Source organism: Kineococcus sp. NPDC059986 (assembly GCF_040702905.1).
Lineage (GTDB): Bacteria > Actinomycetota > Actinomycetes > Actinomycetales > Kineococcaceae > Kineococcus.
In genome coordinates this window covers 1-13,830 of the sequence record NZ_JBFBND010000013.1, presented here as the reverse complement: position 1 = coordinate 13,830, position 13,830 = coordinate 1, and the positions used below count along the sequence as shown (strand labels likewise).

At 74.1% G+C, this 13,830-nt stretch carries 11 protein-coding genes and 1 pseudogene; 9 read left to right on the top strand and 3 right to left on the bottom strand.

Going from position 1 to position 13,830, the window contains the following annotated elements; genetic code table 11:
- Positions 1-172 precede the first annotated feature (172 nt).
- Entirely contained in the window at positions 173-889 is a 717-nt protein-coding gene (locus tag AB0637_RS11710; protein ID WP_366172339.1) for a hypothetical protein, read from the top strand.
- A complete protein-coding gene (locus tag AB0637_RS11705) occupies positions 847-2,853 on the top strand; it encodes an AbfB domain-containing protein (protein ID WP_366172338.1) in 2,007 nt (668 codons plus the stop codon). The genes AB0637_RS11710 and AB0637_RS11705 overlap by 43 nt, the downstream gene beginning before the upstream one ends.
- A 91-nt stretch (positions 2,854-2,944) precedes the next feature.
- On the opposite strand, the gene AB0637_RS11700 is transcribed toward AB0637_RS11705, so the two are convergent.
- Positions 2,945-3,544: a TetR/AcrR family transcriptional regulator gene (locus tag AB0637_RS11700; protein ID WP_366172337.1), complete on the bottom strand. Its 600-nt coding sequence runs from the start codon at positions 3,542-3,544 to the stop codon at positions 2,945-2,947.
- 136 nt (positions 3,545-3,680) lie between these two features.
- Between AB0637_RS11700 and AB0637_RS11695 the strand changes: the two genes are divergently transcribed.
- The 5 genes from AB0637_RS11695 (at position 3,681) to AB0637_RS11675 (ending at position 9,412) form a co-directional block, all read left to right on the top strand.
- Positions 3,681-4,949, top strand: a complete 1,269-nt coding sequence (locus AB0637_RS11695) for an MFS transporter (RefSeq protein WP_366172336.1) — start codon at positions 3,681-3,683, stop codon at positions 4,947-4,949.
- A gap of 143 nt (positions 4,950-5,092) precedes the next feature.
- Complete coding sequence (locus AB0637_RS11690; RefSeq protein ID WP_366172335.1) at positions 5,093-6,361, top strand: family 1 glycosylhydrolase; 1,269 nt, start codon at positions 5,093-5,095, stop codon at positions 6,359-6,361.
- The gene (locus AB0637_RS11685) at positions 6,339-6,908 is read left to right on the top strand and encodes a quercetin 2,3-dioxygenase (RefSeq protein WP_366172334.1); all 570 of its coding nucleotides are present in this window, start codon (positions 6,339-6,341) and stop codon (positions 6,906-6,908) included. The genes AB0637_RS11690 and AB0637_RS11685 overlap by 23 nt, the downstream gene beginning before the upstream one ends.
- Positions 6,905-7,801: an alpha/beta hydrolase gene (locus AB0637_RS11680; RefSeq protein WP_366172333.1), complete on the top strand. Its 897-nt coding sequence runs from the start codon at positions 6,905-6,907 to the stop codon at positions 7,799-7,801. Before AB0637_RS11685 ends, AB0637_RS11680 begins: the two co-directional genes overlap by 4 nt.
- An 84-nt stretch (positions 7,802-7,885) precedes the next feature.
- On the top strand, positions 7,886-9,412 hold the full coding sequence (locus AB0637_RS11675) for a glucose-6-phosphate dehydrogenase (protein WP_366172332.1): 1,527 nt from the start codon (positions 7,886-7,888) through the stop codon (positions 9,410-9,412).
- Positions 9,413-9,422: 10 nt separating this feature from the next.
- On the opposite strand, the gene AB0637_RS11670 is transcribed toward AB0637_RS11675, so the two are convergent.
- Positions 9,423-10,469: an ATP-binding protein gene (locus AB0637_RS11670; RefSeq protein WP_366172331.1), complete on the bottom strand. Its 1,047-nt coding sequence runs from the start codon at positions 10,467-10,469 to the stop codon at positions 9,423-9,425.
- 170 nt (positions 10,470-10,639) lie between these two features.
- Here AB0637_RS11670 and AB0637_RS11665 point away from each other — a divergent pair, with 170 nt between their 5' ends.
- Positions 10,640-12,388, top strand: coding sequence for a CocE/NonD family hydrolase (locus tag AB0637_RS11665; protein ID WP_366172330.1), 1,749 nt, complete (start codon positions 10,640-10,642; stop codon positions 12,386-12,388).
- On the opposite strand, the gene AB0637_RS11660 is transcribed toward AB0637_RS11665, so the two are convergent.
- Complete coding sequence (locus AB0637_RS11660) at positions 12,358-13,257, bottom strand: sugar phosphate isomerase/epimerase (protein WP_366172329.1); 900 nt, start codon at positions 13,255-13,257, stop codon at positions 12,358-12,360. The genes AB0637_RS11665 and AB0637_RS11660 overlap by 31 nt on opposite strands.
- A gap of 222 nt (positions 13,258-13,479) precedes the next feature.
- Between AB0637_RS11660 and AB0637_RS11655 the strand changes: the two are divergent.
- Positions 13,480-13,830: pseudogene (locus tag AB0637_RS11655) on the top strand (sugar phosphate isomerase/epimerase); the annotation flags it as partial.

The following is a 13,830-nucleotide window of genomic DNA, read 5'->3' as shown; positions in this document are numbered from 1 at the left end:
GGCGCAACCTCGCCCTGGCGGTCGGGCGATCAGCGTTGACCCGCTGTTCCCGCTCTCCCTACGGTGACGGCATCCGCTCTGCGGAACCTCCCGCCGCACCCTCCGCTCCTCCCGCTCCGCTCGCCCCTGCCTGCTCACCCCTGCCCTTCCGCCCCTGCCAGAGGAGCCCTGCGTGACCGCTCTGAACCCTTCCTCCCCGACGTCCCGGCGCACGGTCCTGCGCGTCGGCGCGGCGTCCGTCCTCGTCGGTCTGGCCGCGACGGCCGCCGTCCGGGAGGCGGGGTCGGCCCGGGCCGCCACCGCGGGCACCTACACGGTGGGCTCCACCCCGATCGCCCTCAACACCCCGTCGGACCCGACGATGGGCCGGGCGACGCCCTCGACCGACGCCGCGACGCGAGGCATGTTCGGCGCCCAGGTCGCCTGGCCGCTCATCCCGATCCACGCGGCCGTCGGCCGCAACGGGCACCTCACGACGTGGGGCACGCCCGTCGACACCGCCGCGCAGGGCGGCACGGCCTACGACGACTGGGACGTGGCGGGCGGGTTCGCCCGCGGCGCGCACACGCAGACGCCGTCGATGAACGACTACAACAGCTTCTGCAACGGGCCGGCCATCCTGCCCGACGGGCGGTTCCTCATGGTCGGCGGCAACTCCACGACCATGACGATGCTCTACGACCCGGTGACCCACCAGCAGACGATGGGCCAGAACGTCAGCCACCAGCGCTGGTACGCCACGTCGCTGCGCCTGACCGACGGTCGCGTCCTCGTCCTGGGCGGTGGGGACTACTACAACACCGGCGCCTACCGGAACCCGCAGGACACAGCAGCGGGGTCGCGACGGTGCCCGAGATCGGTTCGGGGACCGGGGCCTGGACGTCCCTGACGGGCGCGACCAGCACGATGGCCTTCGGCGCCGAGGACAACCGCTGGTGGTACCCCCGCGCCTTCAACGGCCCCCGCGGGACCGTCGTCGGGACCTCCGGCGACCAGGTCTGGGACCTGTCGGTGAGCGGGAGCGGCTCGATCCGCAAGGTCGGCACCCTGCCCTTCAACCCCCGCGTCTCGGGGTCGCAGGTCATGTACGCCCCCGGCAGGATCCTCGTCGTCGGCGGCGGGCAGCCGTTCAACGAGGACGGCACGACCGCGACCGCGGCCGCCGCGGTCGTCGACGTCAACGGCAGCACCCCGGCGATCAGCTCCACGAACGCCATGGCCAACAACCGCAACTGGCTGAACCTCACGGTGCTGCCGACCGGTGAGGTCCTCGCCTCCGGCGGGACCCGGGTCGGCACGCAGGGCGGCGACGGGAACTCCGTCAAGCAGGCCGAGCTGTGGAACCCCTCCGCCGGAACCTGGCGGCCCGCCGCGACCGCCGCCCGGACCCGCACCTACCATTCCACGGCGCTGCTCCTGCCGAGCGGTGCGGTCTTCACCGGCGGCGGCGGCGTCCCCGGCCCGGAGGACAACCTCAACGCCGAACTGTTCTACCCGCCCTACCTGTTCACGCAGGCCGCCGACGGGTCCGTGACGTGGGCCTCCCGGCCGGTCCTGACCTCGATCGCCGGTTCGGCGACCCACGGGGGCACGATCACCCTCGGCCTGGCCGACGACCGCACGGTGACGGCGGCCTCGCTCATCAGCGCCGGCTGCGTCACCCACTCGGAGAACACCGACCAGCGCCGCGTGCCGTTGTCGGTCCGGCAGAACGGAACGACGGTCTCCGCCTCCCTGCCCTCGTCCGTCGACGTCCTGCCCCCGGGCGACTACCTGCTGACCGTCGTCGACGCCAAGGGGGTCCCCTCGGCGGCCCAGATGCTGACGATCCGCCGCGGTGCAGCCGGTCTCGTCACGGTCGGCACCGCCACCCAGGTGGGTGGCACCGGTGACCCGGGGGCCGACCCGTCCGGGACGGCGCCGCTCACGGTCGACACCGCCGTGGGTTTCGAGGCCGTGAACTTCCCGGGCTACCGGATCCAGCACGAGAACTTCGCCGTGCACCTGCGGCAGGCGAACGCGGGCAGCGCCTACGGCGTCCAGACCGACACCTCGTGGGCCGTGCGCCCGGGGCTCGCGGACGCCGGGGGGATGTCGTTCGAGGCCGTCACGTGGCCGGGGTACTACCTCGCGGCACCGGTCGGCGGGGGAGCGCTCGGGCTCGTCAGGAACGACGGGTCGAAGGGTTTCGCCGCCCGGGCCTCGTTCGCGCCCGTGACCGGCGCGACCGGCCAGGGGACCTCCCTGCAGGTCTGGGGGGACCGCACGCTGCAGCTGCGGCACCAGAACTACCAGCTGTTCGCGCAGAAGGCGGACACCTCCGACCTCGGGCGGGCCGACAGCACCTTCACCGTCCGCGGCGCCTTCGTCCCGGCACCCCCGCTGCCGCTGACCCCGGGCCGCTCGCTCGGGTTCGAGGCCGTGAACTTCCCCGGCTACCGGATCCAGCACGAGAACTTCGGGGTGTACCTGCGTCAGGCGGGCACCGGCAGCGCCGGTGGCGTGAAGACCGACACCTCGTGGGTCGTGCGCCCGGGACTGGCCGACGGGGCGGGCGTGTCCTTCGAGGCGACGACCTGGCCCGGGTGGTTCCTCACCGCGCCGGCCGGCGGCGGGGTGCTCGGCCTCGTCCGCAACGACGGGAGCAGCGGGTTCGCGGGCCGGGCGACGTTCGCCGCCGTGGCGGGCGCGGCCGGGCAGGGGACGACGTTCCAGGTGTGGGCCGACCGGACCCTGCAGCTGCGCCACGCAGGGTTCGTGGTCTACGCCCAGAAGGCCGACGGGTCCGACCTCGGCCGGGCCGACAGCTCGTTCGTCCTGCGCTCCGGGCTGTTCCCGGCGCCGACGGCCTGAGCGGGCGGGCCCGGACCCCTCGGGGTCCGGGCCCGACGCCGGGGTGGGTCGACGCGGCGTGCCGAGCCCGCCCGCTCCCCGGCGGTCGAGGTCATCCCCGGGGCAGGGGCTCCACCAACTGGGCGTCCAGGAAGTCGGCGATGTCGCCGCCCATGTCCACCTCGAACCCCTGCAGCCACAGCACCTCCAACCCCTCTGTCATGGCGAGGGTGCGCAGGGCGGCGGTCCGCGGGTCGACGCCGGGGCGCAGTCCGCCGGCCGCGGCCACCTCGCGGTAGGCCTGCGTGACGGCGTCGGCGATGCGGCGGAACCGCGTCGAGAAGTACTCGTGCCCCGGGTGGGCCGGGTCGGTCGCTTCCGCGGCCAGCAGCCGGTAGAGCTGCACGAGCCCGCGCTGGTCGGCCTGGGCCCTGGAGATGGCGACGAGGCCGGAGAGGAACTCCCGGCCCCGCCGTCCGCCGAGGCGGTCCTCGGCGCGCGCGTCGCGCTGTTCCAGGACGGCCTGCAGCAGCGCCGGCTTGCCGCCCGCGAAGTGGTGGAGCACCCCGGTCTGGCTGATCCCCACGACCCGGGCGATCTCGCTGACCGAGCTCGCCGAGTACCCCGTGCGTGCGAAGACGCTCGTGGCCGCCTGCAGGATCTGGGCCCGGCGTTCGGCGCTCTTGCGGTACTCGCCGCGCGGTCCAGCCATGCGCGCACGGTAGCGAACGCGAAAACATGGACACCTTCATGTTTTGGGAGTACGGTCGGGCCACCCCGATGACGGGGTGGACGTTCGACGACGAACACGGCCGCTCCGGCGGCCCCCGACACCCGGCGAGGAAGCCATGACCCTTCCCTCCCAGCTCTCCATCCCCGTCTCCGCCCCGCGCCCGGCCGCACCCCGCGGGTTCTCCCTCCTGCTGCTCCTGGCCTGCGTGGGCGCGGGGGCCGCCACGATGTCGGCGGCCCTCCTGACGTTGGCGCTCAAGGCCGACCAGCTCGGTGCGAGCACCGCGACGACGACGGTCTCCCTGTCCAGCGGCATCGCCGGCGTCTTCACACTCGTGGCCCTGCCGCTCGTCGGCACCCTCAGCGACCGGTCCCGGTCCCGCGCGGGCCGTCGCCGGCCGTTCCTGGTCGGTTCCGCGGTCTCGTACGTCGCGGGCGGGGCGCTCCTCGTCGTGGCTGCCGACGTCCCCACCTACGTGGTCGCCCAGCTCCTCATCACCCTGGGCTTCGTCGGGGCGACCGTCACGTGCACGGCCCTGCTCACCGACCAGCTGCCCGCCGACCGGCGGGGCCCGGCCACCGCACTGGTCAGCCTGGGCACTCCGCTGGGCGCACTCGCCGGTCTCGGGATCACGTCGCCGTTCGGCTCCGAGCTCGTGCCGCTCGTCGCGCTCCCCACCGGGCTGGCCGTCATCTGCCTCGTGCTCCTCGCGGTGGCAGTGCCCGACCGGTGCCATCCCGACCCCCGGCCCCGGGTGGGCCTGCGCCAGGTCCTCGGCATGTTCTGGGTGAACCCCCTGCGCCACCGCGACTTCGCCTGGGTGTTCACCAGCCGGATGCTCGTCTTCTCCGGCGTCGCCGCCCTCAACCTCTACCAGCCGCTGTTCCTCATGGCCCGGATGCACATCGCCCCCGACCGTCTGAACCCCTCCATCCTGCTGACCGTCGTCGTCAACGCCGGGGTCACGCTGCTCGTGGCACCGGCCGTCGGCCGCCTCAGCGACCGCGTCGGGAGGCGCAAACCCTTCATCGTGCTCGCGGCCCTCGTCTTCGCCGCCGGCCTCGTGCTCGCGGCCGTCGTCACGACGTTCCCCGGTTACCTGCTCGCCTGCGCCGTCGTGGGCCTCGGCCAGGGCGTGTACTTCGCCGTGGAACTCGCGCTCGCCACCCAGGTGCTGCCCGACCCGGAGAACCCGGCCAAGGACCTCGGCCTCGTCAAGGTGGCCGACAACCTGCCCACGACCGTCGTGGCCGCGGTCGCGCCGGCCCTCATCGCCATCGGCGTCCACGGAGCGGACCGGAACTGGTCCGCGCTCTTCCTCGCCGGGGCGGGGGCCGCCCTGCTGGGTGGCCTCGCGGTGACCTTCGTCCGCGGTGCCCGCTGACCCGAACCCGACGCCGGAACGCGAAACCCCTACCCTGCCACTCCGAAACCCCGACACCCCGAAACCCCTGAACTCCGAAACCCCTGAACCCCGAAACCCCTGAACCCCGAAACCCCTGAACCCGAAACCGAGAGGTGCCTCCCGTGCAACCCTTCCCCCGCGACTTCCTCTGGGGCGTCGCGACGGCCGGCCACCAGACCGAGGGCGACAACGTCCACAGCGACACGTGGTTCCTCGAGCACACCGAGCCGACGCTGTTCGTGGAACCGTCCGGGCCCGCCTGCGGCAGCTACGAACGCGTCGAGAGCGACCTCGACCTCGTCGCCGGCCTCGGTCTCGACGCCTTCCGGTTCTCCGTCGAGTGGGCCCGCGTGGAACCCGCCCGGGGCGAGGTCTCCGTGGCGGCGCTCGACCACTACGACCACCTCGTCGACGCGGCCCTCGCCCGTGGCCTGCGCCCCCTCGTGACGTACAACCACTTCACGTCGCCGCACTGGTTCGCCGCCGCGGGTTCCTGGCTCGCCCCCGACGCCGCCGACCGGTTCGCCGACCAGGTCCACCGGGTGACGAGCCGCCTCGGGGACCGGCTCGAAGCGGCGGTCACGCTCAACGAACCCAACCTCGAGCAGTTGCTGCAGGCGAGCGGGAAACTCCCGCCCGAGGCCGAGACGCTCAAGCGGGACATGCTCGCCAGCGCGGCCCGCGCGGCCGGGACGTCGAGCTACTACTCCTCCAACGTGGTGCCCGCCGACGCGCAGGACGCGTTCTGCCACGCCCTGACCCGGGCGCACCGGGCCGCGCGCTCCGCGGCGAAGGCCGTGCGGTCCGACCTCCCCGTCGGGGTGTCGATCGCCCTGGCCGACGAACGTGCCGTCCCCGGGGGTGAGGCCCGCCGGGACGCGCGCCGCGCCGCCGTCTACGACCACTGGTTGCACGTGGCACGGGAGGACGACTTCGTGGGCGTGCAGAACTACGAGGTGCTCTGGCACGGTCCGGACGGGGACGTGGTCCCGGACGGTCCGCTGAACGGCATGGGGTCCTCGGTCGACCCGTCGTCCCTGGCCGGTGCCGTCCGGTACGCGCACGAGGTGTCCCGCGTCCCCGTGCTCGTCACCGAGCACGGGATGCAGACCGAGGACGACACCGAACGGGCGGCGTTCCTGCCGGCCTCGCTGGAACTCCTGGCCGACGAGATCGCCGCGGGGACGCCCGTCCTGGGGTACTGCCACTGGACGCTGCTCGACAACTTCGAGTGGATCTTCGGCTACGGCCCCAAGCTCGGGTTGTTCGCCGTCGACCGGGCGACGCTCGAGCGCACCGCGAAACCGTCCGCCGCCGTCTACCGCGACCTCGTCGCGACGGCCCGCAGCACCAGCCGGGGGAGTGCCCGTGTCGTTCCAGCACCTGCGTGACGCCGACGGTCGCCCCGCCTGGTCCGGCGTGCTGCCGGGCCGGCCGGAACCGTACGTCCTGCGCCGGGGGGAGGGGGAGCACGCGAACCTCTTCGGGGACCTGTTCACCCTCCTCGTGAGCGGCGACGAGACCGAGGGGCAGTTCGGCGTCTTCACGAGCACCTGCCCGTCCGGGGAACTCATCCCGACCCACTCCCACGCAGGGACGCACGAGGTCTTCCACGTGCTCGACGGAGCGGTCCGCCTGTTCCTGGCCGACCGCGACGGACGGCACCGCACGCACCTCCTGCGGGCCGGGGGCTTCGGGTTCGTCCCGGCCGGTCTGCCGCACGCCTACCGGGTGGAGGAGGCCGCACAGCTCCTCGGGGTCGTGACCGGGGGGTTCGAGCGGTTCCCGCAAGCCATGGGGACGCCCACCGACGACCTCGGCGAACAACCACCGTTCGTCCCCGAGGTGCCGCGGCTGCTCGCCGCGGCCCGCGCGCTGGACGTCGAGCTCATGCCCCAGTTCCGCTGGGACGTGACCGGGGACGAGGAGGGCCGGTGACCCGACGGCCGGACCTGCCCCGGCCGCCCGACGTCCTCGACTGGTCGCTGCCGGCCCCCGTCCCGGACGGACGGGGTGGGCGGTTCCTCGGGGCGGTGGCCTACGCCGCGCCCCCGGGGTGCCGACCGCTGGAACTCGACCTGCACCTGCCCGCCCCCGGCGCGGACCCGCCGCCCGTCGTGGTGTTCGTCCACGGCGGCGGCTGGGCCACCGGTGACCGCCGCTGGCTGGGTCCCACCCCGTTCGCCGACCTCGTCGGCGACCTGACGCGGGCGGGCCTGGCGGTCGCCGCCGTCGACCACCGGTTGTCGTCGGAGGCGACGTGGCCCGCCCCGCGCGACGACGTGCGCGCGGCGGTGCGGTTCCTGCGCGCCCGGGCGGCCGCGCTGGGTGTCGACGCCGCGCGCCTGGGGCTGTGGGGGGAGTCCGCCGGCGGCCACCTCGCGCTGGCCGTGGCCGTGAGCGAGGACCCGCTCGACGCCGGCCCCCGGCCCGCGGCCGTCGTCTCCTGGTACGCGCCCGTCGACCTGGCCGAGGTGGCCTCCGACGGCGGCGGCGACCCGGACGGACCGGACGCCGCGACGTCGCGCGAGGCGCGGCTGCTCGGTCGTCCCGTCGGCGCCGATCCGGTGCTCACCGCGGACGCCAGCCCGGCCCGGCACGTCGACCCGGCCGCCGCCGGTGCGACGAGCTTCCTGCTGCTGCACGGCGAGGGCGACCGCTTCGTCCCCGTGCGGCAGGTCGCCCGCATGGAACGCGCCCTGACGACGGCCGGGGTCCCGGTGCGGGTCCGGACCTGGCCGGGCGCGGACCACCTCTGGGCGGGTTCGCCCGCGGTGGCGGCCGAGGCGCTGGCCGAGACGGTGGGGTTCCTGAGCGACCACCTCGGCTGACCCCGCACCCGGAGTTCCCTGGGACTTCGCGGGGTCCCGGGGTGCCGTCTCGCGGACGGGACGCACCGCGGGCAGGGTGATCCCGTGAGCGGGCCAGGGAACGAGCAGACGCACGGTCGGTCGGCGGGGCAGAACCCGGCCACGGGTGGGACGGAGGCCGGGGGACACGGCGCCGCCGGCGCCCGGCAGGACGGGCACCACGGGGGTGACCCCGTCGCGACCCTGCTCGTGCTGGGGGCCAGCGGCGACCTCGCGTCGCGGCTGCTGCTGCCGGGCCTGGCGCGGTTGCTCGTGTCCGACCGGCGCGAGGACCCCGACCACGGTCACGGGTCGTCGCTGGAACTGGTGGGGGCCGGTGCGGAGGACTGGGACGACGCGCGCTGGCGCGAGGTGGTGACGAAGGCGTTCGCCGGTCTCGACGAGCACGGGGACACCGCGGCCGCCGACGCCGTCCGCGACCGCAGCCGGTACGCCCGCGTCGACGTCACCGACCCCGACGCCCTGCTGGACCTGCTGACCTCGTGCACCGCGCCCGTGGCCGTCTACTTCGCGCTGCCGCCGGCCATCACCGCGCAGGCCTGCCGCGGCCTCGTCGGGCGGGACCTGCCCGCGAGCACCCGGCTGGTCATGGAGAAGCCCTTCGGCTCGGACGAGGCGTCCGCGCACGAGCTGAACCAGGTCGTCGCCCAGCTCGTGCCGGAGGAGCACGTGCACCGGGTGGACCACTTCCTGGGCACCTCGACGGTGCTCGGGACCCTCGGGGTGCGGTTCGCGAACCGCCTCTTCGAACCGACGTGGAACGCCGGTCACGTCGAACGGGTCGACGTGTTCTACGACGAGGACCTCGCCCTGGAGGGTCGCGCCCGCTACTACGACAAGGCCGGTGCGCTCGTGGACATGGTCCAGAGCCACCTGCTGCAGGTGCTCGCGGTCCTCGCCATGGACGCGCCGGCCGCCCTGGACGAACGCGAGTTCCGCGACCGCAAGGCCCAGGTCCTGCGCGCGACGCGGCTCGCGGGGACCCCTGCCGAGGCGAGCCGTCGCGCCCGGTACACCGCGGGCCGGATCGGGGACCGGGACCTGCCCGACTACGCCGCCGAGGACGGGGTGGACCCCTCGCGCCAGACCGAGACGCTCGCCGAGGTCGTCCTGCACGTCGACACGTGGCGGTGGGCGGGGGTGCCGTTCCGGCTCCGGTCGGGCAAGGCCCTGGGCCGAGCCCGCAAGGAGGCCGTCATCACCTACAAACCCGTCCCGCACCTCGTGACGGGTTTGCAGGGGGAACCCGCGCCGACCCGGCTCCGCCTGGGCTTCAAACCCGACACGGTCAGCCTGGACCTCACCGTCAACGCAGAGGGCAACCCGTTCGACCTGGAGGGGGCGACGCTGACGGCGCAGTTGGCCGACTCCCAGCTCCCCGCGTACGGCGAGGTGCTCGCGGGCGTCCTCGACGGTGATCCGCTGCTGTCCGTGCGCGGGGACACCGCGGAGGACTGCTGGCGGATCCTCGCCCCGGTCATCGAGGCGTGGCGCGCGGACGAGGTGCCGCTGGAGACCTACGCCGCGGGCAGCGACGGGCCGGACCCCACGGACACGTTCCCCGCCGTGTAGGGAGGGCGCGTCAGAGGAGGGCGTCGAGGTCCAGGCTCCAGTCCTGGGCCGCCGACTCCTCGGCGTCCGCGCCCCGCGGCTCGAACCAGACGGTCTTGCCCGGCCCACCGGTGACCGGCTCCTCCACCCCCCAGTCCACGGAGAGGTCCGCGACCAGCTGCAGGCCGCGCCCGGTGGTGGCGGTGAGTGCGGACGGGCGTGGCTGGAGCGGCAGGGGCGAGGTGTCGCCGACCTCGATCCGGATCCGGCCACCGCCCACCTCGCGCACCGCGACGGTGAAGGCGCTCCTGGCGTGCAGCACGGCGTTGGTGACCAGCTCCGACACGCCGAGCTCCGCGGACTCCTCGAGGTCCGCGGCCCCCACCTCCCGCAGGACCTCCCGCACGTAGCGGCGCGCGGCGGAGACGCTGCTGGCCACCGACTCCATCGCCAGGGGCCGGCGCACCACCCCTCGCTGCGCCTCGTCCACCGCCTCGTCCACCGCCTCGTCCAGCGCCTCGCCCGCGGGATCGCCCGTCCGGGCCGTCGGCGGCGGCACTGCGCGCACCCGTCCCTCGACCGTCTCGGCCGGGGTCGGGGAGGACAGGACGCGCCACGGCCGCGGCGGCTCGCCGGCGAGCTGGCGGCCGCACTCCGCCACGATCCACTGCCGGTAGGCCACCACCTCCTGGGAGGCGGGCAGGAGCAGCATCTCCGCCCGCCCGCGGCAGAAGTCGTCCGCCTCCTCCAGCACCTCCCCGAGCCGCCGCAGGAAGCCTCCCGCGCTCGGGGGCACGACGTAGGTGACGTCGCAGTGGTCCTTCCCGGCGAGCAGGGCCTCGTGCACCACGGCGTCGGGCGCCACGCGGAAGGCGGCGTAGGGGCCGTTCAGCTCAGCGGCGATCCCCAGCAGTCGCGGAGGCAGGGCCGGTCCCGTTCGTCGCTCGGCCCCGATCTGGACGAGCGAGAGCTCCCGGGTCAGGTCCTGCAGGTGCTGGCTGAAGCGCAGCCGCGCCTGCACCGGCAACCCCAGCAGCTGCACGTGCACCAGTCCGCTGTCGTGCCCGCCGGCCTCCACCTCCTGACCATCTCACACAGCACCGGCCAGCTACGGAGAGTCACCTGATGTCGGAGTCGGTGGCCCGCCCCGACCGAGCACCGTCGTCCGTACGGTGGTGGAGCGGACCGGGCGATGCCGGCCCGCCGGCGCGCCGGTGAGCAACCCCGGCTCGAGCAGAGGAGCTCCCCGTGAGCCAGGACCTGAAGACCTACACCGCCTCGACCCCGCTGCCGCCCTTCCGTCGCGGAGTCCTCACCCCCTTCGACCCCGGTACGCGGACGCTGCCCGCCGGCCACCGGGTCGCGCCGACGTTCAAGGCCCTGCCGGTCGACGTCGTCCTCGACAAGGACGTCCCGGTCCGGCTGCGCGACGGCGTCACCGTCCACGTGGACGTCTTCCGCCCGGCCGGGACCCTGACCGGCGAACGGGTTCCGGTCATCGTGGCGTGGAGCCCGTACGGGAAGGGGCAGGGCACCTCGGCGAGCGTCACAGGCGTCTTCGCACTCGTCGGCCTGTCGAACTCCTCCGTGTCGGGGTTGGAGAAGTTCGAGGCGCCCGACCCCGCGTACTGGTGCGCGCACGGGTACGCGGTGGCCAACCCCGACGTCCGCGGTGTCGTGGACTCCGAGGGCGACAGCGTGCTCTGGGACCGCCAGGAGGGTCGGGACTGCCACGACCTCGTCGAGTTCCTGGCCGACCAGGACTGGTGCGACGGCAAGGTCGCCATGTCCGGCACGTCCTACCTCGCGGTGGCGCAGTGGTTCACGGCGGCGGAGCAACCCCCGCACCTGGTCGCGATCAACCCCTGGGAGGGGGTCAGCGACGTCTACCGCGACCTGGCCCTGCGCGGCGGGATGCCGGACGTCGGTTTCGTCCGGCAACTGCAGGAGGGCAGCTTCTTCGGGAGGAACCGCAAGGAGGACGTCCTGGCCGAGGTCGAGATCCACCCGCTGTTCGACGACCTGTGGGCGCAGAAGGCCCCCGACTTCGAGCGGATCACCGTGCCCGCGTACGTGGTGGCCAGCTACTCCAACACCCTGCACACCGCGGGGACGTTCCGCGCCTGGCGGCGGATGGCCTCGGAGCAGAAGTGGCTGCGGATCCACAACACCCAGGAGTGGCCGGACTACTACGACGAGGCCAACGTCGAGGACCTGCGCCGGTTCTTCGACCACTTCCTCAAGGGCGTGGAGAACGGGTGGGAGCAGACGCCCCGGGTGCGGTACTCCGTCCTGGACCTGGCCGGCGGGGACCGCACGGACGTTCCGGCGCCGTGCTTCCCACCGCCCGAGGCCGTGTCGACGAGGTTCTACCTCGACGGAGCCCGCCGGACCCTCGGCCGGGAGGCGCCCGCCGCGGCGGTGGAGGCGGCGTACGTGGTCGGGGTCGACCCCGACCGGGTGTCCTTCACCACGCGGTTCGAGACCGAGACCGTCCTGGTCGGACACCCCAAGGCCCACCTCTGGGTCGAGGCCCGCGGTGCCGACGACATGGACCTGTTCGTGCTGGTGCAGAAGCTGGACGCGCACGGCACCCCGCTGGCCGCGTTCACGACCCCGAACACGGGCGCCCGGGTGCACGACCTCACCGACCACGGCGCCACGATCCTGAGGTACAAGGGAAGCGACGGGCGGCTGCGCGTCTCCGCGCGCCACCTGGACCCGACCCTGTCGACCCCGGACGTCCCGGCCCACACCTTCGACCGGGTGGAGCCGCTGCAGGACGGGCAGGTCGTCGACGTCGAGATCGACCTGCTGCCCCTCGGGGTGGTGTTCCGGCCCGGGGAGCAGCTCCGCTTCGTCGTCAGCTCCGCGAACCTGCTCGGCACCCTCATGCCCGGCATCGAGGAGTACGTCGGGGCCAACGCCGGCACCCACGTCGTCCACACGGGCGGGCAGCACGCCTCCTACCTGCAGCTGCCGGTGCTCGGCGGCTGAGGTCCGGCGGCGAGGAGGACCGCGAGGGCCGTGTCCCGCGCCCGACGCAGTCCCTCCTCCAGGCCCGCGCGTCGGTGCTCCTCGGACAGGACCTCCACGCCCCACGGAACGTCGACCCCGAGGTCGCGCAGGACCCGCACGAACCCGACGACGTCCAGGTCGCCCTCGCCGCAGTAGCGGCGCCGGTCGCGGGTGTCCTCGAACAGGTCACCCACGGGGTCGGCGTCGGCGTCGTCGAGTTCGACCTGGAAGACGCGGTCGGCGTCGAGGCACGCGGTCAGTTCCGTCAGCGTCGTCCCGGCGCGGGCCACGTGCCAGAGGTCGACGGTCAGACCGGCCGCCGGGTGGTCGACCCGGCGCACGAGGTCGGCCGCGGCGGGGACCGACCCGACGACGGCGAAGGGCAGGGGTTCCAGCGCCACCCGGGTGCCGCGGTCGGCGGCCTCGACCGCCAGCCGCCGCAGGGGGTCCACGAGGACCGACAGGTCGGACCAGGGGACGCCGAAAGCGCTCCCGGCCTTCACGACGGGGGAGCCGAACGCCTCGGCGGCGTCCAGCAGGAGGGACCAGCGCTCGCGCCACCGCGCCGGGTCGAGCCACCAGTCGCCGACGAGTTCGACCTCGACGTGGTCCAGCCCGCGCGCACGTGCGTGCTCGGCGACCGGGGCGAAACCCGTCGTGCGCCGCATGAGGTCGAGGTCGTCGTGGGCGAACCCCAGGCCGGACCAGCCACCGTCCGCGACCGCGTCGATCCGTTCGAACGGCGAGTGCGACGCGAGTTCCGGTTCGTCCAACGGGCGGGCGGTCCCCGCGGTCGTCCAGCAGGTGGCCACGAGTCGGGGCCCGGGGGAGGGGCGAGGGACGGTCATCGGGCGATGCTCCCACCCGGTCGCGGGGCGTGGACCGATCGGCGATCCGAGATTCTGTAGAAAGTTTCCGTATCGCAACGAGGTCGGTGCGGCGTGGGGGCTGGTGCTGAGGAGATTCCTCGCCTATCTTCCACTGAACCGGTTCGGCTCACCGCGCCGGACCAGGGGCGTCGACGACGACGCTCTGCACGCCGCTCATCGATGAGAGGACGCGCTCCGCCCATGACCTCCCCCACCACCCCCGGACCCGTGCTGGACGTGTCGCAGATCTCGGTGCAGCTGTACACCGTGCGCGAGGCGTTGGCCGCCGACCCCGACGCCACGCTGGCCCGGCTGGCCGGCATCGGGTTCACGAAGGTCGAACCGTTCGGGCTGACCGGTGCGGCCGCCTCGCTGGCCCCGTTGCTGGCCGCGCACGGCCTGACCGCGCCCTCGGCGCACACCTCCGTCCTCGGTGCGGACCTGGACGCGGTCCTGACCGCGGCCGCGGCGACCGGGACCACGCTGGTCATCGACCCGCACGTGGACCGCGCCCGCTGGACCACCTCCGAGGACGTCGCCGCGATCGCGGCG